Genomic DNA, 20,826 nt, shown 5'->3' with positions numbered 1-20,826 from the left:
ACGGAAAGCCTCCATGCTCGCGACAGACACATTCGATCCGCTGCAGGTCACGCGCGTCCTGTTCGAGGGATTCTCGTCCCCCGCGATTGTCCTGTTCTACCTGCTCGGCTTCGGCGCCATCGGGGTCTTCGGCTACGGCACCTGGGTGCAGATTCGCAAGTACCGCCGCGGCCGCCCGCTGGAGTCCGCGCTCGCGCTCGGCCCGCGCTTCCTCGACATGGTTCGCACCGTGCTCAGCCATCGCGCGATCGTGCGCCGCGACCCCGCGGCCGGCCGCGCGCACCGGCTGATTTTCTTCGGCTTCGTGCTGCTCTTCTTCGGCACCGCGACGATCACGCTCGAATACGACGTTCTCGAGCCGCTCACGGGCCTGCGCTTCTGGCACGGCGACTTCTACCTGTGGTTCTCGCTCGTGCTCGACGTCGCCGGCGTCTGCCTGATTTCGGGCCTGATCTACATGATGGCTCGGCGCGGCTGGATCAAGCCGCCGAAGCTCGACTACGCCCGTCCCGACCGCCAGCCCGGCGACCCGGACTACGACCGCAGCGCCTACCGCCGCGAGGACTGGGCCTTCCTGTGGACGCTGATCGTGATCGGCATTACCGGCTACGTGCTCGAGGCCTCGCGTCTGGTGTGGCTCGCGGAGCGGCCGGAGGTGTGGGAGCTGCGCTGGTGGTCGCCGTTCGGTGCGCTGGTCGCCGAGGTGATGAGCGCGGCCGGGCTCGGCGCGGCCGGGGCGGGCGCGCTGCGCTCCGGATTGTGGTGGTTCCACGGCGTGCTCGCGCTGACGCTGATCGCGCTGATCCCCTTCACGAAGGTGAAGCACATCTTCACCGCGTCGGGCTCGCTGATGATGCGCAACCCGCTCGCGGCGCAGCGCCTGCCACGCCAGCCGGCCGACAGCGAGCGCGTCGGCTATTCGACGATCACCGACTTCACGTGGAAGCATCTCCTCAACCTCGACGCCTGCACCAAGTGCGGCCGCTGCCACGAGGCCTGTCCCGCGCGGGCGTCCGGCGCGCCGCTGTCGCCGCGCGACGTGATCCTGTCGCTGCGCGAGTTCGCGAACGAGGCGTTGCAGAAGAACACGCTGCCCGACGAGGTGAAGCTCGACGTGCACGGCAAGGACGTCGGCCAGGTGTTCATGGAGACGCTGTGGTCGTGCCGCACCTGCATGGCCTGCGTCGAGATCTGTCCGGTCGCGGTCGAGCACGTGCCGATCATCGTGCAGATGCGGCGCAAGCTCGTCGAGGACGGCGCGATGGAGCCCCTGCTGCAAAAGACGCTGCAGACCATCCACAAGACCGGCAACTCGTTCGGCGAGTCGAAGAGGAAGCGCGCCGCCTGGACGAAATCGCTGCCGTTCCCGGTCAAGGATGCGCGCAAGGAAGAGGTCGAGGTGCTGTGGTTCGTCGGCGACTACGCGTCCTTCGATCCGCGCAACCAGAAGGTCAGCCAGGCTTTCGCGACCCTGCTGCACGACAACGACATCGACTTCGGCCTGCTCTTCGAGGGCGAATCGAACGCCGGCAACGACGTGCGCCGCGTCGGCGAGGAGGGGCTGTACGAGCTGCTCGCGGAGAACAACATCGCGACGCTCAACGGTGCGAGCTTCAAGCGCATCGTCACGACCGATCCGCATTCGTACAACACGATCCGCAACGAGTACCCCGACTTCGGCGGGCGCTACGAGATCGAGCACTACACGAGCTACGTGCAGCGCATGGTCGAGGAGGGACGGCTGCGATTCAAGCGCCCGCTCGGCTACCGCGTCACGCTGCACGACCCCTGCCATCTCGGCCGCTACAACAAGGGGTACGGCGCGCCGCGCGCGCTGCTGCGGGCGCTCGGCTGCGAACTCGTCGAAATGCCGCGCCACGGCGACAACTCCTTCTGCTGCGGTGCTGGCGGGGGGCGCATCTGGATTCCGGATGCGGTCGGCACCGAGAAACCGTCGCAACTCCGCATGCGCGAAGCCGGCGAGATCGAAGGGCTGGAAGTGTTCGTCGTGTGCTGTCCGAAGGACCTCACGATGTTCGAGGATGCGCGCAAGACCTGCGGCTTCGAAGGGCGCTTCGTCGTGCGCGAGTTGATCGAGCTGATCACCGAAGCGCTCGGCGATCCGAAGCCCGCGACCGATGTCGAGGAGGCCAGCCGTGACGCGGTCGCCGTCGTCTAGCCCGCGCTCGGTGGCAGCGTCGCAGCGGCACTGGCTGGAGTTGCTGCGGCGCGCGCGAGCGAGCGACGAGCCGTTCAGCGCCGCCGCGCTGTATCCGCACGCCAGCGAGCAGCAGCGGCGCTGTCTCGAACCGCGGCTCTTCGGTGCGCGCCGCGATCGCCTGCTCCTCGCGTCGGCCGCGTTCGTCGCGCCTGCGGTGCTGGAGCGGCTCGCGTGCCTCGTCGACGATGCGACGCAGCGCACACGCATCGCCCGCAACCCGGCGGCGCCCGCCGAGGCGCTGACCCGGTTGTGGTGCGACGGCGCGCGGACGAGCCTGGCGCCGCTGCTCGCCCGCCACCCGAACACGCCGCGGGCGATCCTCGCCGAACTCGGCGAAGCCGCCGCCGACCTCGATACGCTATGCGCGCTGTGCGAGAACACCGGCAGCAGCTCCGACGTCCTCGCGACGGTCGAGCAGCGACGCATCCCGGTGCTCCAGCGCCTGCTCGCCGTGAACCTCGCGACGGATGGCGCGACGCTGATGGCGCTATGGCGGGCCACCGACGAGGAAGCTGTGCGCGCGCAGATCCTGCTGCACGATCACTGCCCCGACACGCTGCTGCAGACGCTGCCGGCGTCGCCGCTCGAACGGCGCTGCCTCGCGCGGCACGCTCGCACGCCGGCCGCGCTCCTCGCCCGGCTCGCGGGCGACGCGGACGTCGCGGTGCGGCGAGCGGCGACCGCCAACCCCGCGACGCCGATCGCCGCGGTCGTCGCGAGCTGCTTCGATACCGACGAAGCGGTGCGACGCACCGTCGCCGCCCGGCGCGATCTGTCCGTGACGCTCGCCGCGTGCCTCGCGGACGATGTCGACGACTGGGTGCGCCGCGTCTTGGCGCGCAACCCTGCGTGTCCGACCTATCTGCTCGAACGCGCGTCCGCGGACCCCGTGCTCGAGGTGCGCCGCTCGGTTGCGCGCCATCCCGCGTGTCCGGCGTCGCTGCTCGATCGCCTCAGTCGCGACGCGGCGACCTGGGTGCAAGCCGCCGTCGCCTACCGCGACGACCTTCCGCTTGTGGTCCTGCGGCGGCTCGCGCGCAGCACCGACGTCGACGTCCTCGCCGGCGTCGGCCGCAACCCGATGACGTCGACGTCGCGGCTCGCGCGCCTCGCGGTGCACGAATGTGCCGACGTGCGCCGCGCCGTGATCCTGAACCGGCAGACGCCGCGCGCGATCCTGCGAGTCCTGCGCCAGGACCCGTATCCGCTGCACCGGGCGCTCGCGGTCGACCATCCGAATCTCACCGACGCCGACCGCTGGCGCATGCGCGAAGACCCGGATGTCCAGGTCCGGTATCGCGTCTTCCACCATTTCGCGTGGCGACTCGGAGCGGCCGCGGACCCGGTCCCCGCCGACGCCATGCAGCACGAGCATCACCCGCACCCAGCCCAGGAGAAGATGGAGACGATATGAAAATACTGGTGACGATCAAGCAGGTGTCCTCACTCGACGAGGACTTCGAGATCCGCGAGGACGGTCGCGACGTCGATCCCGACTTCCTCCTCCACGACCTCAACGAGTGGGACAACTACAGCCTCGAGGAGGCGATGCGGTTGAAGGAGGGCCCGGGAGGCGACGGCATCGAGGTCGTCGTCGCGACGGTCGGTCCCGACAGCACCGACGAGGAGCTGCGCAAGTGCCTAGCGAAAGGCGCGGACCGCGCGATCCGCGTGTGGAGCGACGAGCTCGAGGAGTGCGACGCGATCGGCGTTTCGCGAGTGCTCGCCGCGCTCGCGCGCAAGGAGGCGCCGGATCTCATCTTCGCCGGCGTGCAGGCGTCGGACCACGCCTTCGGCGCGACCGGCATGGCGATGGCGGGCTTGCTCGGGCTACCGCATGCGGCGGTCGTCGCGGCGCTCGAGTACGAGCCGGGCGGCAAGACTGCGATGGTGCGGCGCGAGCTCGAAGGCGGTACCTATGCGTCGGTGCGCATCGACTGCCCCGCGGTGCTGACGCTGCAGCTCGGCATCAATACGCCGCGCTACGCGTCACTGCGCGGCATCAAGCAGGCGGCGCAACGGCCGATCGAGTTGCTCGATCCGGCGTCGCTCGGAATGCCGTCCGACGAGATCGGCGCGGCGGGATCGCTGTCGCGCGTGCGACGGATGTACGTGCCGGAGAAGGGCCGCGCGCAGATGATCGCGGGAACTCCCGCCGAACAGGCCGCGCGGCTGGCGCAAATCATCAAGGAATTCAGGGGGGAAGCGTAATGAGCGGAATTCTCGTAGTCGGCGAACATCGCAAGGGCGAACTGCGGCCGGTCACCGGCGAATTGATCGGGGCCGCGGTGGCGCTGAAGGCCGCGACCGGCGAGCCGGTGCGCGTCGCGGTGATCGGCGAGGCGCCGGAGCGCTACGCGGAGGCGCTGAAGCTCGAAGGGGTCGATGAGATCCTCACCGTGCAGGCCGTCGTCGACGCATTCGACCCGGAAATCTACGAAGCGTCGGTGCGGGCGCTGATCGCCGCGCGCGAGCCGTCGCTGGTGCTGCTGCCGCACACGATCGACACGCTCGGGTATGCCGCGCCGCTCGTCGCCGGCGACGGGCACGGGTTTGCGACCGACGTGTTCGGCATCGCCCGCGACGCCGACGGCTGGGTCGCGACGCGTGCCGGGTATGGGCAGAAAGTCAACGTCGAGGTGGACTTCCCGGGTCGCGAAACGGTCGTCCTGACGGTCCGTCCCGGCGCCTACAAGCCGGTCGAGAATGCCGGCGCGCCGAGCGTTGCCGCGATTGCGGCCCCGACCGTCACGCCGCGCAGCCAGCACCTCGGCTTCGAGGAGCCGGCCGGCAGCGACGACGTCGACATCCCGGGCTCGGAGTTCATCCTTTCGATCGGCCGCGGCGTCGGCGAAGAGGACAATGTCGAGCAGTTCAAGGAGTTGGCGGACGCGGCCGGAGCGACGCTCGGTTGCTCGCGCCCGATCGCCGACTCGGGCTGGCTGCCGAAGGCGCGGCAGGTCGGCCAGTCCGGCAAGACGGCGGCGAGCTGCAAGCTCTACATCGCGATGGGCATTTCGGGCTCGGTGCAGCACATGGCCGGGATGAAGCACGTCGATACGATCGTCGCGGTCAATACCGACCCGGAGGCGTCGATCTTCACGATCGCCCGTTACGGCGTCGTCGGCGACATCTTCGAAATCGGCCAGGAACTGCGCAACCATCTCTGACATCCCCGGGGGCCGCAGGCCCCCTTTTCGCAGGGAGAGATCGAAAATGTCATCACGGCATTGCGGAATGCATGCGCTCGCCTGCATCGCCGCCGGCAGCGCGGGCTTCGCGTTGAGCGGCGGCGTCCTGGCACAGGAGGCGGCCAGCCCCCATTCGGTCACCAGCAACGTCGGCTTCTTCAGCAACTACGTGTTTCGCGGCATGACCTACACGCAGAACCGGCCTGCGCTGCAGGGCGGCTTCGATTATGCGCACGCGAGCGGGTTGTATGCAGGCGTGTGGGGCACGAACGTCAGCAACGAGGCGATCCACGACGCTAGTCTGGAGATCGATTTTTACGGCGGTTATGCCGGGGCAGTCGGTGACTGGAGCTACGACGTCGGACTGCTGCAGTTCTATTATCCCGAACGCCCGAAGCTTCCCGGAACGCGGGAAAAGTACGACACGCTGGAAGCCTACGCGTCGGTCGGCTGGCAGATGCTGACGCTGAAGTATTCGCACACGCTGACCGATTTCTTCGGCTTCAGCAGCGACTCGATGGGCGCCGGGCGCGGCGATTCGAAAGGCAGCGGCTATCTCGAACTGAACGCGAAGGTGCCGGTCGGCGCCGACTTTACGCTGGGACTGCACGTCGGACGGCAGCGGGTGCACAACTACGGCGACTTCGACTACACGGACTGGCGGGTCGCGTTGAGCAAGGCCTTCGGGGCGGGCTGGACGGTGGCAATCGCGTATACCGACACCAACGCCGACGACGACCTGTGGGTCGCGGACGACGAGAAGCTCGGGGAAGGACACTGGATCGCGAGCCTCACGCGATCCTTCTGAAATCCCTGCCGGGGCGGCAGCTATTCTTTCGCGATCGCCGTCGTCGTGGATCCCGCGGCCGCGACGATCGCGATGCCCCGGCGGGCAGCAAGCTCGCCAAACCGGGAAAGCCGACTGTCGGACGCCGAGTCGGCGGCGTCGAGGTCGATGCGCCAGAAATCGGTGAACAGCAGCCAGCCCGACAACTCGGCGTCCTCGTCGCGTGCCATGCCCGTGACGTCGAAACCGATGCGGACGCCCGCCTCGCGCAAGGATTGCAGCGCGCGCAGCCGCGGCGCATTCGGGCGCACCGCGGGCAGTGCGAGCAGGAGATCGACGCGGCGCGCGGCATCACGCGGGAGCGACTTCAATACGCCTGCGGCGGTAACGAGCAGCGAAGCGGTCGGCGGGAGGCCATCGAGGCGGATCGCGAGGCGCTGCTCGCGCCTCAGCGACGGGAGTCCTTGTGCGCAAACGACCTCGACATATCTCGCAAGCACTGCATCGAGGATGCCCCGCTGGTAAGCGTGCAGGAACATCTGCGCCGGCGGCATGTTGCCCATCCGCGGGCTGTGCCAGAAAGCGGAGCCCTCGATCACTCCGGCCCCGGCCTCCCCATCCGCGTTCGGAAGGAGGCGGACCGAGAGGCCGTCGGCACTGAACGCGCGTTCGAATTCGCCCGCCGCATGGCGCCATCTCGACGCGGATTGCTGCGCGCGCCGGCTCGCGAAGGCGAACCGCACCGCGCTGCCGGCACGTTGGCACTGTGGCGAACAGCTGGCCTGCACCGCATCGCGCACCATCGACCGGGCGTCGGAATGGGGATCCGCGCTCAGCGCAATGCCGATGCGGACGCTGATCGATATCGCGACGCCGTCGATCTCGAAGGGCGCCTCGAGCAGGCCGGCGATCACGTCCAGCCACGCGGCGGTGCAGACGACCGCCGCCGTGTCGTCGTCGCCGACCGCGGCGCCGGCGAGGCGCGCCAGATCGGCCAACTGCGGCAACTGCCCGTCGGGCAGCGCGGTGTCGTAATGAACGAGGATGTCGAACTCGTCGCTGCCGTGCCTCCCCACCGCGACCCCGGCGCGCGAGAGCGCGCCGAGGCGCTGGCCGAACTGCGCGAGCAAGGCGTCGCCGGTCGCGCGGCCGTGCCGTTCGTTGACACGCTTGAGGTTGTCGATGTCCAGCCGCAGGAGTGCAAACGGCCGAGGCGTCACGGCATCGTCCTTGATCGCAGCCGTCAGGCGATCGAGGAGCAGCGCGGGGCTTTTCAGGCCGGTCAGCGTGTCCCGCAGCGATTCGCCGACGATCCGCTCTTCGTCCCGCTTCTGCCCGCTGACATCGGAGATGAAGCCTTCGATCGCGAGCAGCGCGCCGTCAACGGCGAAAACGCCGCCGCTGCGCTCCTCGACCCATTTCTCCTGGCCTTCGCGCGTGCGGATGCGATAGCGCAGATGAAAGGCCTTTTGCTGCGCCAACTGGGTCTGCACGTAGTCCCACACGTAATCACGGTCGTCGGGGTGGATCAGCTGAACGTAAGACGGCTGGTCGAGCAGGTCGACCGCTTCGTACCCGGTCAGCTCGAAGCAGCCTTCGCTGACGAATTCCATCGTCCAGTGCCGGTCGTTGCGGCCGCGAAAGGCCATCCCCGGGAGGTGATCCAGCAGCGTCGAGAGACTGCGATCGCGCGCCCGCAACGCGTCCTCGGCGCGTTTGCGCGAGTTGATGTCAGTCATCACACCGGTGGCGCCGTTGATCTGCCCATGCCGTCCGAGCCGCCGCGTCAGCCGGACTTCCACCCAGCACTGGCGGCTGTCCCGGCAGATCAGCCGGGTTTCGAAGCGGATGGCGTCGTTGCCGGGCTGCAGGATCTGCAGGAAGCGCTCGCGGTTTTGTGCCTGGTCGTCCGGATGCACGTACTGGAAAAACGAGGTGCCCACGCAGTCGCGCGCATCGAGCGCGGTGACCGTCTTCCAGGCGCGATTGAGAAAAGTCAGGGTGGCGTCGCGGTCGGCCTGGAATACGATGTCGCAAATGCCATCGACCAGCGTGTGGTCGTCATGCCCGACGGGAGTCTCGTGCGGTATCGACGGGGGCGGGTGGGCGGCGGGTTGCAGGCGGCCGCGGCGGGCGGAAAATTGAGCGGAGACGAGGAACAACGAGGCGACGCCGAGGCAGGCGACGGCGACGACGGGCGTTGCAGGCATCCATCCGAGGCCGGCGCCTATCGCGTACACGCCTGCCGTGGCGGCGCCGATCAGAAAGAGATATACCGTCAGCACATCTTTCCCTCCACGATTGATGGACGGCAGTGGGCGAGCAGGGGACGATACGTCGGCCGGCCGAACGCGGAAAGCCGCAGATGAAGATATGACTTCCAATCGAACGACGACTACCGGCGGAGCCCGGCCATCATACTGGCTTTCGAGGGCGGGACAACGGCTGCGGGACCGCCCGTGGCTCGTGGTCGTGGCCGTGGCGGCGTGCGCCGCGGTCGTGCTGCTGGCGCAGCCGATCCTCACCGCGGCATGGACCAGCGATGCGGTGCGGTTCATTGCGCGCGCCGCGCAACTGCAGGAGCGGGCGATCGCGCTCGGCCGTGAAGCCGAACCCGCCGCGGCGACGCGCGAATGGCTAGACGAGGCCCGCGTCCTGCTCGGCGCGTTGCCGTTCCGGATCGAGCTTCCGTCGGCGGCGCCACCCGAGACCTTCGAGTCGTTGGATACGGCGATGCCGGTGCTCGAGACGGGAACGCTGGCGGTGGCCGAAGCGCTGCAGCGGCACCTGCGAGTCGATATCGCGGTCAGGATCGCATTGTTGCTCGTCGCCGCGGGCGGCGCGTGGATCGGCTTCCATCTGCGACGCGACGCCGAGCGGCTCGCGCGCGAATCGGCCGCGCACGAGGTCGCGATCGCGCCTCCGCCGGACCGCTGGCTCGACCTGCTCGACCGCGTGATCGCCGAGCTGGCAGGACCGGCACCCGGCCGCCAGGCGCTGAAGAAACTTTCGGAGCGGCTCGGCGAAGCGCTCGATGCGCGCGTCTGTGGTATCTGCCTGAGCGAGGACATCCGGGACTCGATGCAGCTGCCGCCCGTCATCCACGCGGGCGAACTCGGATGGGCACAGGTCGAACAACTGCGCCTGCTGTCGGTCGCGGGACGATACCAGGCCTTCGAACTCGCCTCGTCGAGCGGGCGCGACGACGAGGCGTGGCACGGGGTGGCGGTACCGGTCAGCGACGGCAGCACGTGGTACGGGCACCTGTTCGCGGTGGGGCAGGGGTGCAGCGAGCAGCCGACGACCCGCATCCAGATCATGGAGCTCGTGAGCAAGCACGTGGCGATGGCGATCGGCCATTCGCGGCGGACCCGCGAAGGCCGGCGTCTGGCGCTGATCGAAGAGCGCACGTCGATGGCGCGCGAACTCCACGACTCGCTGGCGCAGTCGCTGTCCTTCATGAAGATCCAGGTGGCCCGCGTGCAGACCCTGCTGCAACGCGGCCGTCCGCACGAAGAGGTCGCGGCCGCGGCGGAGGAGCTGCGGGACGGGCTGAACGGCGCCTACCGCAAGCTGCGCGAACTGCTGAACACGTTCCGCACGCAGATCAATGCCGGCGGGTTGGCGGCGGCGCTGGACGAGGCGCTGGAAGAGTACGGCGACCGCAGCAGCGTCGCGATGACGCTCGACAACCGCCTGGGCAGCTGCCAGCTCAGCGCCAACGAGGAGTTTCACGTCGTACAGATCGTGCGCGAAGCACTCTCCAACGTCGTGCGTCACGCGGGCGCGAGCCACGCGACCGTCAGGCTGTCGCTGCGGGAGGACGGCTGGACGGCGGTGACGATCGAGGACAATGGGCAGGGATTCGATCCGGCGCCCGACCATTGGAACCACCACGGTGCGACGATCATGCGCGAGCGTGCATTGAGCCTCGGCGGCGCCTTGTCGATCGAGCGCCGACCGCAGGGCGGATGCCGTGTCACCGCCAGCTTCAAATCGACCGCAGCGGAGGAGTAGGACGGGAAAGCGCGCGGAAGTGTAGCAAGATGTTGTTGCGGGTCGCGCGGGGCGAAGGCGTGTAGCATCACGATTGGTAACGCGAAGTCGCCGGCACAGGCGACGATCCCGACGGACGCTTGCAGGATCGGACGTTCGTCATAAAACAAGACGGAGACAACGCAAGGTGGAGACACACCATACCGTACTGATCATCGACGATCACGCGCTCTTTCGCAGAGGCATGGTCCAGTTGATCGACATGGACACGGATTTCCGCGTGGTCGGCGAAGCGGCATCCGGACCCGCAGGGGTGGAGATGGCCGAACGCCTGCAGCCCGACCTCATTCTTCTCGACCTCAACATGCCCAGCATGAACGGCATCGAGACGCTGACCCTGCTGCGCGAGCGCAATGTCGGCGCGCGCCTGATCGTCCTCACCGTGTCCGACAACCAGCGCGACGTCGTCACCGCACTGCGGTCCGGCGCCCACGGCTACCTGCTGAAGGACATGGAGCCCGAAGACCTGTGGGAGAACCTGAAGAGGGCGATGAAGGGCGTCTCGGTGCTGAGCGAGGCGATCACTGGCACCCTGATCCAGGCCGTCGCGACCAACCAGCACGTCCCCGCAGTCGAAAGCAGCCTCACCGCGCGAGAGTCGGAAGTGCTCAACTACATCGCCGAAGGCATGTGCAACAAGACCATCGCTCGCGAACTCGGCATCAGCGTCGGCACCGTCAAGGTCCACGTCAAGCACGTCCTCCACAAGCTCAACCTCCACTCCCGCCTGGAAGCCGTCGTGTGGCACCACCAGCGCGAAACGGCCGCGGAACGCACGCCTTCCTGAGCGTATCGTGACGGCGGCGCGGCCGACGTCACGCCCGCACCGCAGCTTCCCCCGCCCCTGATCGTGCCGTCGGCGGCGCGAGCGTCGTCGCGCGCGATCCCACGCCCGTCCACAGGACGACGCACGGATGCCGGCGACTTGCGGCGCACCGTTTTCCACCACAAGAACGCTTCGGCCGTGCCCCCTTGTGGGTATGTTCCTCTGGAATATTGTCGCGTCCTCCGACGGCTCCAATAATCCATTCACCCGTTGTGCCCTAGCTGGCAGGGACGGGCGAGGATGGAGACAGCGACGCCACGCGATGGCACGCACAAAAACAGGAGGAATGATGACAACCGCAATGCAGGCGAAAGCAGCGTTTCGTGCCCGCAGTATCCGTTGGGGCTTCATCTGGGCGCTCTGGTGTGCAGTGCTGTGGGGCGCGTGGTATGTCCCGGGCGCCGCGATCTGGCAGGAGCAACCCTTCGTCGCGATGAACATGGACGATCCGCGCCAGTTCCTGACCGCCGCGGCCGTGATCACGACGCTCAATGCATTTTCGGTATTGCTGTTCCTGTTCCTGTGGCTGATCGTGCTGGAGAAATTCCGCGACTTCGGCCGGACGGTGGTTCAGTTGCGGCGAATTTCGAAATGGTATTTCGCCGCCGCGATTTTCGGCGGACCGATGGCTATCTTCGGCTCGTTTCTCGCGATGGGCTACGTCGGCGCGGTGTTCGCGGCGATCGCCGGGTTGCTGTATCCGATCGTCGGCGCGACGATCGCACGCCTCTGGTACAACGAGAAGATCACGATGCGGGCGGCCCTCGGGATTCTCGTGATCATCGGTGGCGGCGTCGCGATCTACGCGCCGGGAATTCTCGGCGAATTGTCTAGCGCTTCCGCGAGCCAGTCTTCGTGGATCGGCTATCTCGGGGGCGCGATGGCCGCGCTCGGCTGGGGGGTCGAGGGTGCGCTCGCCGGGCGTGCGCTCGACGTCACCGACCCCGACTGCGGCATCACGGTGCGCTTCACCGCCGAGGTCATCTACTGGCTGTGCCTCGTCATGCCGGCACTCGCGCTGTTCGGCGACATCGACGTCATCCACTTGCTGCTCGATGCCCTGAATTTCAAGGCAATCACCTTGCTGCTGCTCGCAGGCATCACTTTCGGCTTCTGCTACGTCTCCTGGTACAAATCCTTCCCGCTGATCGGCGTCGGCCGCGGGCAGGCGATCGCCGCGCTCTACGGCGCCTTCGCCGTGGTCTTCCTCGCGGCCTTCACGCTGCAGTTCCCGGCGTGGAACTTCGTGGTCGGTCTTGCGCTGGTCGTCGGCGGCGCGTTCCTCATGTACACGGAAAAGAGCGACGTGCTCGAGGTCGTGCGCGCGCTGTGACCGGCCGTGCCGTTGCGAAATCAAGGAGAGGGGAAATGGCAAAGATCCACATCAAGGGCTTCATCCTGCAACTCATCGCGCAGACCGACGGCATGTGGGAGAACGAGATCGCCGCGTCGGTGTGCGAGGAATACGGCAGGCCCGGACCTTACTGGCAGGGCGCGGTGCGCGTGACGCTGAGCGACCTGTATTCGGGCGGACTGATCACGAGTCTCGAGGAACGATTCGACGCCTACGGCGACAAGATGCGATTCCGTTTCGGGCTGAGCGACTTCGGACGCCAGCGGATGGCCGACACCGGCCTGCTCTGAGCTTCTTCTCCACAAACTGAAGGAGGATCACCATGTCGGATTTCTGGGGCTATCCGGGGGCGGACGTTCTCGCGCTGATCATGATTTCGGCTCTCAGCCTGTTCGCGCTGTACAACGCGCGAACCTTCGTCACCAAGATCTAGCCGCCGCGCGGGGCACGGAACGAAAAAGGCCGACCCCCGGGTCGGCCTTTTTGCGATTCATCGCGCCGCCGGTGGGCGTGCCTCGTCTTTTCGAAATGACAGCTCGTCGGTCAGGACTGCGTTTGCCGGAAACGCGGGTTCTGCAGCGCCCACACCGCCGCTTCCAGCCGGCTGCTCACATTGAGTTTGCGCAGCAGATGCTTGATGTGCACCTTGACGGTCGCATCCGAAATGCCGAGGAGTCGCGCGATCTGCTTGTTGCTGTGGCCGTCGGCGAGCACGCACAGGATCTCCCGCTCGCGCTCGGTGAAACCGGCGTGCTGGATCGCGGGCGGGGCATTGAGGGCGTGCGCCAGGAGTCCCGCGACCTTGTCCTCCAGCACCACGGCGCCGCGCACCGACTGCTTGATCCGCTGACACAGCTCCTCCGGCTCCAGCTGCTTGAGCAGATAGCCGTCCGCCCCGGCGCGCATCGCCTCGAGGACGTCGAGCTCGTTATCGGACATCGTGAGCATGACGCAGCGCCCCCGCACCCCGAGCGCCTTCAGCGCCCGCAGCGTTTCGATGCCGTTCATCGCCCGCATGTGAAGGTCGATCAGGATGAGATCGGCGTCGACCGCGTCGGCCATCGCAACCGCGGTTTCGCCGTCGCTGGCTTCTCCGGCCAGTTCGAGTTCCTCGTCGTCGCGCACGAGCTGCGCTACGCCCTTGCGGAACAGGGGGTGATCGTCGATCAGCAATATCCGTATCGTCATCGGGATGTCTCCTCCAGAGTGTCGATCGGCAAGCGCTCCGGAGCGAAGCTGAGTTCGATGCGCGTGCCGCCGCCGGGCCTTTGGGCCACTTCGAGTTGTCCGCCGAGCGAATGAGCGCGTTCGCGCATGATGCTCAGGCCGTAATGATCGAAGTCGGCACCGGGTTCGCCGACGCCGCGTCCGTCGTCATCCACCGTCAGGGTGAAGAGGTGATCCGGCCCGTACCCGACGTTCACGCGGATGCGGCTGGCGTGTGCGTGGCGCACCGCGTTCGACAGGGCCTCGCGCACGATCTGCATGACGTGGAATTCCTCGTTCACCTGGAGATGACAGGCGCCCAGGTCATGCACGAGACCGATGTCGAGGCAACTCCGCTGGCCGAACTCTTCGATCGCTTCCTCCAGGGTGGCGAGCAGGCCGCGTGTGTCCATGCGCGCACGAAACGCGGTGATCAGCTCGCGCACGTCGCGGTAGGCGACCGACAGTCCCTCGCGGAGCTCGATCGCCATCTGCGCGGCGCCGGGCGGGGCGTTCTCGCCTTCGAGCCGGCGTTGCAGCCGCGCCACCTGGATTTTCATGAAGCCGATCGCCTGCGCCAGCGAGTCGTGCAGTTCCGCCGCGATCGCGCCGCGCTCTTCCATCAGCGCGACGCGCTTTTCCTCGCGGCTGCGGCTGGCGCTCGAAATCGCCAACGCGACGAGATGCGAAAAGCTCTGGGCCAGATCGACCTGCGGATCCTCCACTCGCGCCGTTTCGGAAAATTCCGCCACCAGCGTGCCGACGAATGCATCGCCGCAGCATACCGGCACCACCAGGGACGGGCGGTCGCAGATTGCGGACGGCGGGACGATGCGCACCGCGGTTTCCCGCGCCCCGGCGTCGTGGGCAAGTGCGTGCAGGATGGCGGGTTCGCCGCGGGTCGACAGCACCGCCGAGGCACCCAGAGCCTCCCGTCCCGCATCACTCAGGCCCAGCGCCACGGTGCGCGCGCCCAGTGCCGTCTCGAAAAGCGCAAGCCCCCGGACCAGGCTGAACTCGGACACGCCGTCCGCGCAGAACATGCTGCCCGCCTCGTGCAGCGCCTGCAGCGCCTGGCTCTTGCGCCTCAGCTGGTCGCTGCTCGTGCGTCGCTGCCAGCGTTCTTCCGTATCCAGCGCGGCTTGGCGCGCGCTCAGCTCGGCGAGGCTCTCGATCAGGCGACCGATCTCGTCGCGCCCGCGCACGTCCTCGTTGTCGGCGGTCAGACCGAGCGCTGCATCGGTCCGCCGCACCAGCAGCACGTAAGCGCGGCGGGCGAGCAGGGCGGCGCCGGCGAGGATGAGCGCAAAGCAGAAGCCCTGCAGCATCAGCATGACGGCGACGCGCTGCAGAAGGGTACGGTCGATCCGGGAGAGCGTTGCGCAGATCGGCTCGGCGGCCGCGGGTGGCGAGCCGGCGCACTGAGCGATGAGTTCGGTGAAGACGCCATCGAACTGCCGCTGAATCTCCAGGCTGCCCCACAAACTCAGTGCAGCCGCGACGACACCGCCGCTCAGGATGGCCAGAAGTCCGACAAACAAGGGATAGCGGCGGCGCGGGCCGACGAAGGGGGAGAGCACGGCTATGTCACTTTATGTTTTTTCCGCATGGACGCTCGCACTGCTGTTCGCTGCCGTAGTGGGTTCCTGGCATGGCAACGATGCCATGTTAAGGCTCACCGTGGCGGTGATTTTGACCGGTTTGCTCGTCCTTTTGCTGCTGCGACATGCACCTTGGCGCAGCGGACCCGGGGCGGCGCGGGGCGCGGGTCCCGAGCAAGTCGTGTGGTCGGGACAACTCTGCCACAGTATCTCTTCGCCCTCGATCACCGTGCAGGGCCAGGTCGTCAGCTTCGCCAACCAGGCCTTCCTCGCGTTGCTCGACTATCGCGGACGGGACGACGAGGTCGTCGGCCTGCCGTTCACCTCCCTGCTGCATCCCGTCGATCACGGGCGCCTTGCGGCGCTGCTCGCGATCGCCGGCAGCGAGGACGCGTCGGATGCGGAAGGCGTGCTCCGGCTGCTGCGCGCGGCCGGTGCGACAGTGACGGTCCATGCCAGCATCTCGCCGCTGCCGGCGGTGCCCGGAAGCCTCCTCATCCAGTTCAGCCCGCACGAGTCCGGCGCGCCGCTGCGCGAGGTCTCGGCCGAGTCGCTGTCGGCGGTACTCGATCAGATCGAGTTGGTCCTGTTCAGGACCGATGCGAAAGGGCGCATCGCCTATGTCAATCGGGCCTGGGAGCGCGTGAGCGGCCGACCCGTCGCCGACAGTCTCGGCCGCTTGCTATGGGCCGCGATTCACCCCGAGGAGCGGGAGGCGACCGAGAAGACCTTGCGCGCGGTGGCGGGCGGGCAGGTCGATCACGCGAGCATGGAAGTGCGGCTGACCACCACCGCGGGCAATGCGGTATCGGTGCTGCTGCGCGCGCAGTCCTGTACGTTGCCCGACGGCGATCTTGTGGGCGTGGTCGGCACGATGTCCGAGCTCACGCGGCGCAAGCGGCTGGGCGAGCCGAATTCGACCCGACTTTATCTCGACACGCTGCTCGCCAATGTCCCCGGCATGGTCTATCGCGGGCGCAACGACCCCGACTGGACGATGGAGTTCGTCAGCGACGGCTGCATCGAACTGACCGGCTACGAGCCCTATGAGCTCGTCGATAACCGTCGCGTGTCGTTCGGCCATCTCATCCACCCGGACGATCGGGAAAGCGTGTGGAGGCACGTGCAATCCCGTCTCAGGCAGCGCAGCCCTTACCAGATCTCGTATCGCATCATCGACGCGGCCGGGCGGGAGCGGTGGGTGTGGGAGCACGGGCGCGGGGTGTTTTCGTCGAATGGCGAATTGCTCGCGCTGGAGGGATTTGCGACCGACGTGAGCAAGCACGCCAAATGGGGAGAGGCCGGAGAAACCGCCACCGGTCGTCCGGCCGGCCCCACACCGGATCACGGGATGCTCGCCGAGAGTGACAATCGAAATGTGCACCCGTAACCCGGTCGCACGCACGCGGGGTGGTTACGCCTTAGAGGGTAGGGCGCGCCGAGCCGGTGTTTTTGCCCCGGTTTCGCCGCAGTCACGTCAACGCGCCACATCGACGGGCAGTGTTGATCGGCGCGCGATTCGGCCGAGCGACCATTTGCCCGTCATTACGGCGAGATGACACGCCCGCTGCCGCTACTCCCTACGTAGTAATGCCTCCTGCGCATTGCTGCCGTTTCCCCCCATTTCGATAATCCGTCCCACTCTTGCGCCGGGCCACGCGTGCTTCGCGACCCGGTGTGAGCTTAGAGCATGGGCGCGCGCTGTCCGGATTAGTCGAAGCGATGCTGCCCCTGCGCATCCGGACAACCCGGACGTACCGGAGGAGCTGATGGCACGCGATCCGAAGTACGACCTACCCTTCGAGCCGCTCCCCAGCGGGCAAGAAATATCCCGCGAAAGTTCCGGGCGAGCTCCGCTTGCCGTCGCCGCCGGTTTCTGGCGGTGGCGGTCGCCGGTCCGGTGCTGCACCTGGCCCGGATGAAGCACCTCTAGCTCCTCGCCGCGCGACCACCGTCCCTGAAGTCCCGGCTCTCCGTGACTTCGCGGTCCGGCCTCGTCGCGCCCATCGGCGTCATCCACCGGTCACGACGCGGTCGCGCCCCACCGAGGCCGGGCGTCCGCCCGTGTCCCGAAACATCGCAATGACACCGCAGCCGTCGGCGCGCACCCGGCGACTTCGGCTGCCGGCCCGCCGGCAGGGATGAAGGTCGCGCCGCCCGGGCCACCGACGCAGGCAAAAAAGCTGGTTTGAATCAATCAGTACTAACGATTTCGGGCGGCCGGCTCGGCGGTCTGCCCGCACAAAGGAGGGGACTTGAAATGAGCGAAGCAGATGTACTTGTTGCACCCGGTATGCCACTTCCCGCCGGCCGTGCGGAAAGCGGTTCCTTGCAGCGCACGATCAGCTGGACCGGCGCGTTCTGGGTCGCGAGCGGGGTTCCCGCGCTGGTGTTGTTCTCGATAGGCGCGATCGCCGCGACCGTCGGCAAGCCGTCCTGGATGGTGTGGGCCGTCTCGATCACCTTCGGCTTCCTGCAGGCGTTCACCTACGCGGAGATCGCCGGCCTGTTTCCGCACAAATCGGGCGGCGCCTCGGTCTATGGGGCGGTCGCGTGGGTGCGCTACGGCAAGATGATCGCGCCGATCTCCGTGTGGTGTAACTGGTTCGCGTGGTCGCCGGTGCTCGCGATCGGCTCGGGGCTTGCGGCGGGCTACATTCTCGGCGCGCTGTTCCCGGCCGACGCGGCCATCAACACCTGGCAGATCACGCTGCTCGATCTGGGCATGATCCGGTCGGGCCTGGAACTGCGCATCAACGCCACTTTCATGGTCGGAGCCGTCCTTCTGCTGGCGGTCTTCGGCGTCCAGCACGGGGGAATTCTGCGATCGGCGCGCACGACGATGGTGCTCGGCGTCACCGCGCTGATCCCGCTGACGCTGATCGCGCTGGTGCCGCTGCTGGGCGGTGGCTTGCCGTCCGAGCATTTTTCGCCGCTGGTGCCGCTTGCGCATGACGACCAGGGGCTCGTCGTCGACGGGATGTGGAACATGGCCGGCATCACGCTGATGGCCGGCGGCCTGTTCATCGCCGCGTGGTCGACCTACGGCTTCGAGACGGCGGTCTGCTACACGCGCGAATTCAAGGATCCCAAAAGCGACACCTTCAAGGCCATTCTGTATTCCGGCCTGCTGTGCCTCGTCGTATTCACGCTGGTCCCGCTCGCTTTCCAGGGTTACCTTGGCTTGGGCGAGGTCGTGACGCCCCCGGTCATCGACGCCGAAGGCAACGTGACGGCGCCGGCGGTCTATAGCGGCATGCTCGCGCCCGAGATCTACAGCGGCATGGGCGTCGCGAATGCGATGTCGCACATGGTCGGCGGCGGCGAGGTCGTCGCCAACGTACTGGTCGTGATGCTCGTCCTCGCGGTGCTGCTGTCGATCATGACCTCGATGGCCGGCTCGTCGCGCACGCTGTACCAGGCGTCGGTCGACGGCTGGCTGCCGCGCTACCTCTCGCACGTCAACGAGCACGGTGCGCCGACCCGCGCGATGTGGACCGACCTCGGGTTCAATCTTCTCCTCCTGCTGATGTCGGACTACGTGTTCGTGCTCGCGTGTTCGAACGTCGGCTACGTCATCTTCAACTTCCTCAACCTGAACTCCGGTTGGATCCATCGCATCGACCGTCCCAACTGGCAACGTCCGTTCCGCGCCCCCAACGTGGTGCTCGGCATCGGCGTGGTCCTCGGCTTCGTCAACCTCGCGCTGATGGGACTGGGCGCGGACATCTACGGCGCCGGCACGCTCACCGCCGGCCTCGTGTTCGCATCGCTGATCATCCCGGTGTTCGTGTATCGCCACTATGTTCAGGACAAGGGACGTTTCCCGGACTCCATGACCCAGGACATGCACCTTGACGACCAGCTCCCCGGCGGCGGGCACCGCGCCGGCGTCCTGCCCTACGTGACGCTCGCGGCGGCGGTCGTCGTGGTGTTCGTCGCGCACAGCCTCGCCGTGTATTGAAAGTTCGACCCCGGCGTCCTTTCGCCGGGCCCGTTGTTGTCCTTGTCCGGCACGTCCCGGAGCCTGCAGACGCGGGCGCTCCGTGGCGCGCCGGTTTTTTTGGTTCATCGCGCCGTTACAGAAAACGCGGGATGAGGCTTCGTTACAGCCTCAGCGCACCGAGGGCCGGCTGACACGGCGAGCCCAGGGGCATTCGATCGAACCCCTCCGCGACAGGCTGTTCGACGGGGGCCGCGAAGTCACAAGCGAGGCAACCCGCGGATCCGTCAGTCCTGCTGCGTAACTTCCAGTTTATGCAGGTCGAATTCCTTCTGCCGCAACCTGCTCAAGAGCGTGTTGTAGCTGACGGGGTCGACTTTAGGCGTCCGGGAGAGAATCCAGAGGTATTCCCTTTTTGGTTCGCTTACCGCGACCAACCCGTAGTTGTCCTCGAGTTCTATGACCCAATAGTCGCCCCACACGAACGGCAGGAATGACAGCCAGGCGGGTGCGAATCGGACTTCCAGCTTAGGTGAGGTGCTGGTGCCAACCTGTCTGGCCACTCCAATCGCCTCACTCATGGCGCCCCCCGCGATATGGCAACGGTTAATGACCTTTACCCGGCCATCACTCATGAGGCTGTAATGCGCCGTCGCGCCCCCGATACATTTTTTCTGAAACCAGTTGGGGTATTTGGCGATCTCGTACCAGGTACCCATGTAACGGGGGACATCCAGGGAAGGAATCGTTCTCAACGCATTACTCGAGGTGGGCGGTTCATTTCCTGCAAGGCTGTCGTTCGCCAAGGCGCCCGGAGCGCTGAGGCCCAGCAGGGTTGCAAGCAGAATGTTTTTCATGACTTGGCCTCTCGATAGACAGGTTGTTGCGCTGGCTCGGCGAGGTACGGGATATTTTCACCGGTAAACGCGCCGCCCTGCGCCTTCGTGACGTCGCCCACGGTGCTTTCCCGTACCGCGGTTGTCCAGAGGAAGACGCAGCGGCCGGCTCAGTTCGAACTCACCGCGCGGACGCGAACGACGGTGGCGACATGGACTGAAGGCGAAGCGAGCCTGTCAGAAATTTTGTGTGTGAGGCATAACATGTCGGCAAGGAGCATGTATGCCAAGCAAGACGAGCAAGAAGCAGCCGGCAGCGGCGCTGCCCAGCATCCCGAAAGAACTCATTGACCAGTTCGTGAGCGGTCCGATGAGCGCCGATGCGGTCAATGCCGCCGCGATGGCGTTCAAGAAGGCGCTGATCGAACGCGCGCTCGGCGCCGAGCTCAGCCACCACCTGGGTTACCCGCCCGGCGCTGACAAGCCCGCCGAGAGCAGCAATCACCCCAACGGCGCCACCGGCAAGACGGTGCTGACCGAAGACGGGCCGTTGCGGATCCACGTGCCACGCGACCGCGCCGGCAGTTTCGAGCCGGTGCTCATCCCGAAGCACGAGCGGCGCTTTACCGGCTTCGACGACAAGATCGTCGCCATGTACGCGCGGGGAATGACGATCCGCGAGATCCAGGGTTTCTTGGCCGAGCAGTACGGCACCGAGGTCTCGCCCGAGTTCATCAGCTCGGTCACCGAGGCGGTGATGGGTGAGGTCACCGCCTGGCAGTCGCGCCCGTTGGAGCCGATGTAC

General features: G+C 66.9%; 16 protein-coding genes. 12 read left to right on the top strand and 4 right to left on the bottom strand.

The features are described 5' to 3' along the window. The first annotated feature begins 13 nt into the window (after positions 1 to 13). From ROZ37_RS17340 to ROZ37_RS17320, 5 genes are read left to right on the top strand one after another with little or no spacing between them, the layout of a single operon-like run. Positions 14 to 2,179: a heterodisulfide reductase-related iron-sulfur binding cluster gene (locus ROZ37_RS17340; protein ID WP_312661230.1), complete on the top strand. Its 2,166-nt coding sequence runs from the start codon at positions 14 to 16 to the stop codon at positions 2,177 to 2,179. Continuing rightward, positions 2,157 to 3,635, top strand: a complete 1,479-nt coding sequence (locus tag ROZ37_RS17335; RefSeq protein WP_312661229.1) for a hypothetical protein — start codon at positions 2,157 to 2,159, stop codon at positions 3,633 to 3,635. Before ROZ37_RS17340 ends, ROZ37_RS17335 begins: the two co-directional genes overlap by 23 nt. After that, positions 3,632 to 4,432 carry an electron transfer flavoprotein subunit beta/FixA family protein gene (locus tag ROZ37_RS17330; RefSeq protein ID WP_312661227.1) on the top strand — a complete coding sequence of 267 codons (801 nt, stop codon included), beginning with the start codon at positions 3,632 to 3,634 and terminating at the stop codon, positions 4,430 to 4,432. The genes ROZ37_RS17335 and ROZ37_RS17330 overlap by 4 nt, the downstream gene beginning before the upstream one ends. Beyond that, entirely contained in the window at positions 4,432 to 5,391 is a 960-nt protein-coding gene (locus ROZ37_RS17325; protein ID WP_312661225.1) for an electron transfer flavoprotein subunit alpha/FixB family protein, read from the top strand. The genes ROZ37_RS17330 and ROZ37_RS17325 overlap by 1 nt, the downstream gene beginning before the upstream one ends. Before the next feature lie 46 nt (positions 5,392 to 5,437). Continuing rightward, positions 5,438 to 6,220, top strand: a complete 783-nt coding sequence (locus ROZ37_RS17320) for a TorF family putative porin (RefSeq protein ID WP_312661223.1) — start codon at positions 5,438 to 5,440, stop codon at positions 6,218 to 6,220. A gap of 20 nt (positions 6,221 to 6,240) precedes the next feature. Here the strand turns inward: ROZ37_RS17320 and ROZ37_RS17315 are convergent, their stop codons facing one another. Beyond that, positions 6,241 to 8,484 carry a PAS domain-containing protein gene (locus tag ROZ37_RS17315; protein ID WP_312661222.1) on the bottom strand — a complete coding sequence of 748 codons (2,244 nt, stop codon included), beginning with the start codon at positions 8,482 to 8,484 and terminating at the stop codon, positions 6,241 to 6,243. 88 nt (positions 8,485 to 8,572) lie between these two features. On the opposite strand from ROZ37_RS17315, the gene ROZ37_RS17310 reads away from it, so the two are divergent. The 4 genes from ROZ37_RS17310 (at position 8,573) to ROZ37_RS17295 (ending at position 12,725) form a co-directional block, all read left to right on the top strand. Then, complete coding sequence (locus tag ROZ37_RS17310) at positions 8,573 to 10,216, top strand: histidine kinase (RefSeq protein WP_312661220.1); 1,644 nt, start codon at positions 8,573 to 8,575, stop codon at positions 10,214 to 10,216. Between the two features lie 166 nt (positions 10,217 to 10,382). Then, positions 10,383 to 11,042, top strand: a complete 660-nt coding sequence (narL, locus tag ROZ37_RS17305; protein ID WP_312661219.1) for a two-component system response regulator NarL — start codon at positions 10,383 to 10,385, stop codon at positions 11,040 to 11,042. Between the two features lie 325 nt (positions 11,043 to 11,367). Continuing rightward, positions 11,368 to 12,414 carry a DMT family transporter gene (locus ROZ37_RS17300; RefSeq protein ID WP_312661217.1) on the top strand — a complete coding sequence of 349 codons (1,047 nt, stop codon included), beginning with the start codon at positions 11,368 to 11,370 and terminating at the stop codon, positions 12,412 to 12,414. A gap of 35 nt (positions 12,415 to 12,449) precedes the next feature. Beyond that, the gene (locus ROZ37_RS17295; RefSeq protein ID WP_312661215.1) at positions 12,450 to 12,725 is read left to right on the top strand and encodes a hypothetical protein; all 276 of its coding nucleotides are present in this window, start codon (positions 12,450 to 12,452) and stop codon (positions 12,723 to 12,725) included. A 253-nt stretch (positions 12,726 to 12,978) separates the two neighbouring features. Here the strand turns inward: ROZ37_RS17295 and narL (ROZ37_RS17290) are convergent, their stop codons facing one another. Next, entirely contained in the window at positions 12,979 to 13,623 is a 645-nt protein-coding gene (narL, locus tag ROZ37_RS17290; RefSeq protein ID WP_312661211.1) for a two-component system response regulator NarL, read from the bottom strand. Beyond that, positions 13,620 to 15,221, bottom strand: coding sequence for an ATP-binding protein (locus ROZ37_RS17285; RefSeq protein WP_312661209.1), 1,602 nt, complete (start codon positions 15,219 to 15,221; stop codon positions 13,620 to 13,622). Before ROZ37_RS17285 ends, narL (ROZ37_RS17290) begins: the two co-directional genes overlap by 4 nt. Positions 15,222 to 15,225: 4 nt before the next feature. Between ROZ37_RS17285 and ROZ37_RS17280 the strand changes: the two genes are divergently transcribed. Continuing rightward, the gene (locus tag ROZ37_RS17280) at positions 15,226 to 16,632 is read left to right on the top strand and encodes a PAS domain-containing protein (protein WP_312661208.1); all 1,407 of its coding nucleotides are present in this window, start codon (positions 15,226 to 15,228) and stop codon (positions 16,630 to 16,632) included. An 870-nt stretch (positions 16,633 to 17,502) separates the two neighbouring features. After that, positions 17,503 to 19,206: an APC family permease gene (locus ROZ37_RS17275; protein WP_312661207.1), complete on the top strand. Its 1,704-nt coding sequence runs from the start codon at positions 17,503 to 17,505 to the stop codon at positions 19,204 to 19,206. Between the two features lie 266 nt (positions 19,207 to 19,472). Here the strand turns inward: ROZ37_RS17275 and ROZ37_RS17270 are convergent, their stop codons facing one another. Then, positions 19,473 to 20,042, bottom strand: coding sequence for a lipocalin family protein (locus tag ROZ37_RS17270; protein ID WP_312661205.1), 570 nt, complete (start codon positions 20,040 to 20,042; stop codon positions 19,473 to 19,475). Positions 20,043 to 20,304: 262 nt separating this feature from the next. Between ROZ37_RS17270 and ROZ37_RS17265 the strand changes: the two genes are divergently transcribed. Next, positions 20,305 to 20,826, top strand: a 522-nt coding sequence (locus ROZ37_RS17265; RefSeq protein WP_312661204.1) for a transposase, incomplete at its 3' end; no start/stop codon positions are given.

Source organism: Aromatoleum sp. (assembly GCF_032027225.1).
GTDB lineage: Bacteria > Pseudomonadota > Gammaproteobacteria > Burkholderiales > Rhodocyclaceae > Aromatoleum.
This window is presented reverse-complemented; position numbering and strand designations above follow the sequence as displayed.

Bases quoted from the DNA above. Each gene is read 5' to 3' on its own strand.
- ROZ37_RS17340 (WP_312661230.1), top strand. From the start codon at position 14: ATGCTCGCGACAGACACATTCGATCCGCTGCAGGTCACGCGCGTCCTG.
- ROZ37_RS17330 (WP_312661227.1), top strand. From the start codon at position 3,632: ATGAAAATACTGGTGACGATCAAGCAGGTGTCCTCACTCGACGAGGAC.
- ROZ37_RS17325 (WP_312661225.1), top strand. From the start codon at position 4,432: ATGAGCGGAATTCTCGTAGTCGGCGAACATCGCAAGGGCGAACTGCGG.
- ROZ37_RS17320 (WP_312661223.1), top strand. From the start codon at position 5,438: ATGTCATCACGGCATTGCGGAATGCATGCGCTCGCCTGCATCGCCGCC.
- ROZ37_RS17310 (WP_312661220.1), top strand. From the start codon at position 8,573: ATGACTTCCAATCGAACGACGACTACCGGCGGAGCCCGGCCATCATAC.
- ROZ37_RS17300 (WP_312661217.1), top strand. From the start codon at position 11,368: ATGATGACAACCGCAATGCAGGCGAAAGCAGCGTTTCGTGCCCGCAGT.
- ROZ37_RS17295 (WP_312661215.1), top strand. From the start codon at position 12,450: ATGGCAAAGATCCACATCAAGGGCTTCATCCTGCAACTCATCGCGCAG.
- narL (WP_312661211.1), bottom strand. From the start codon at position 13,623: ATGACGATACGGATATTGCTGATCGACGATCACCCCCTGTTCCGCAAG.
- ROZ37_RS17280 (WP_312661208.1), top strand. From the start codon at position 15,226: ATGTCACTTTATGTTTTTTCCGCATGGACGCTCGCACTGCTGTTCGCT.
- ROZ37_RS17275 (WP_312661207.1), top strand. From the start codon at position 17,503: ATGAGCGAAGCAGATGTACTTGTTGCACCCGGTATGCCACTTCCCGCC.
- ROZ37_RS17270 (WP_312661205.1), bottom strand. From the start codon at position 20,042: ATGAAAAACATTCTGCTTGCAACCCTGCTGGGCCTCAGCGCTCCGGGC.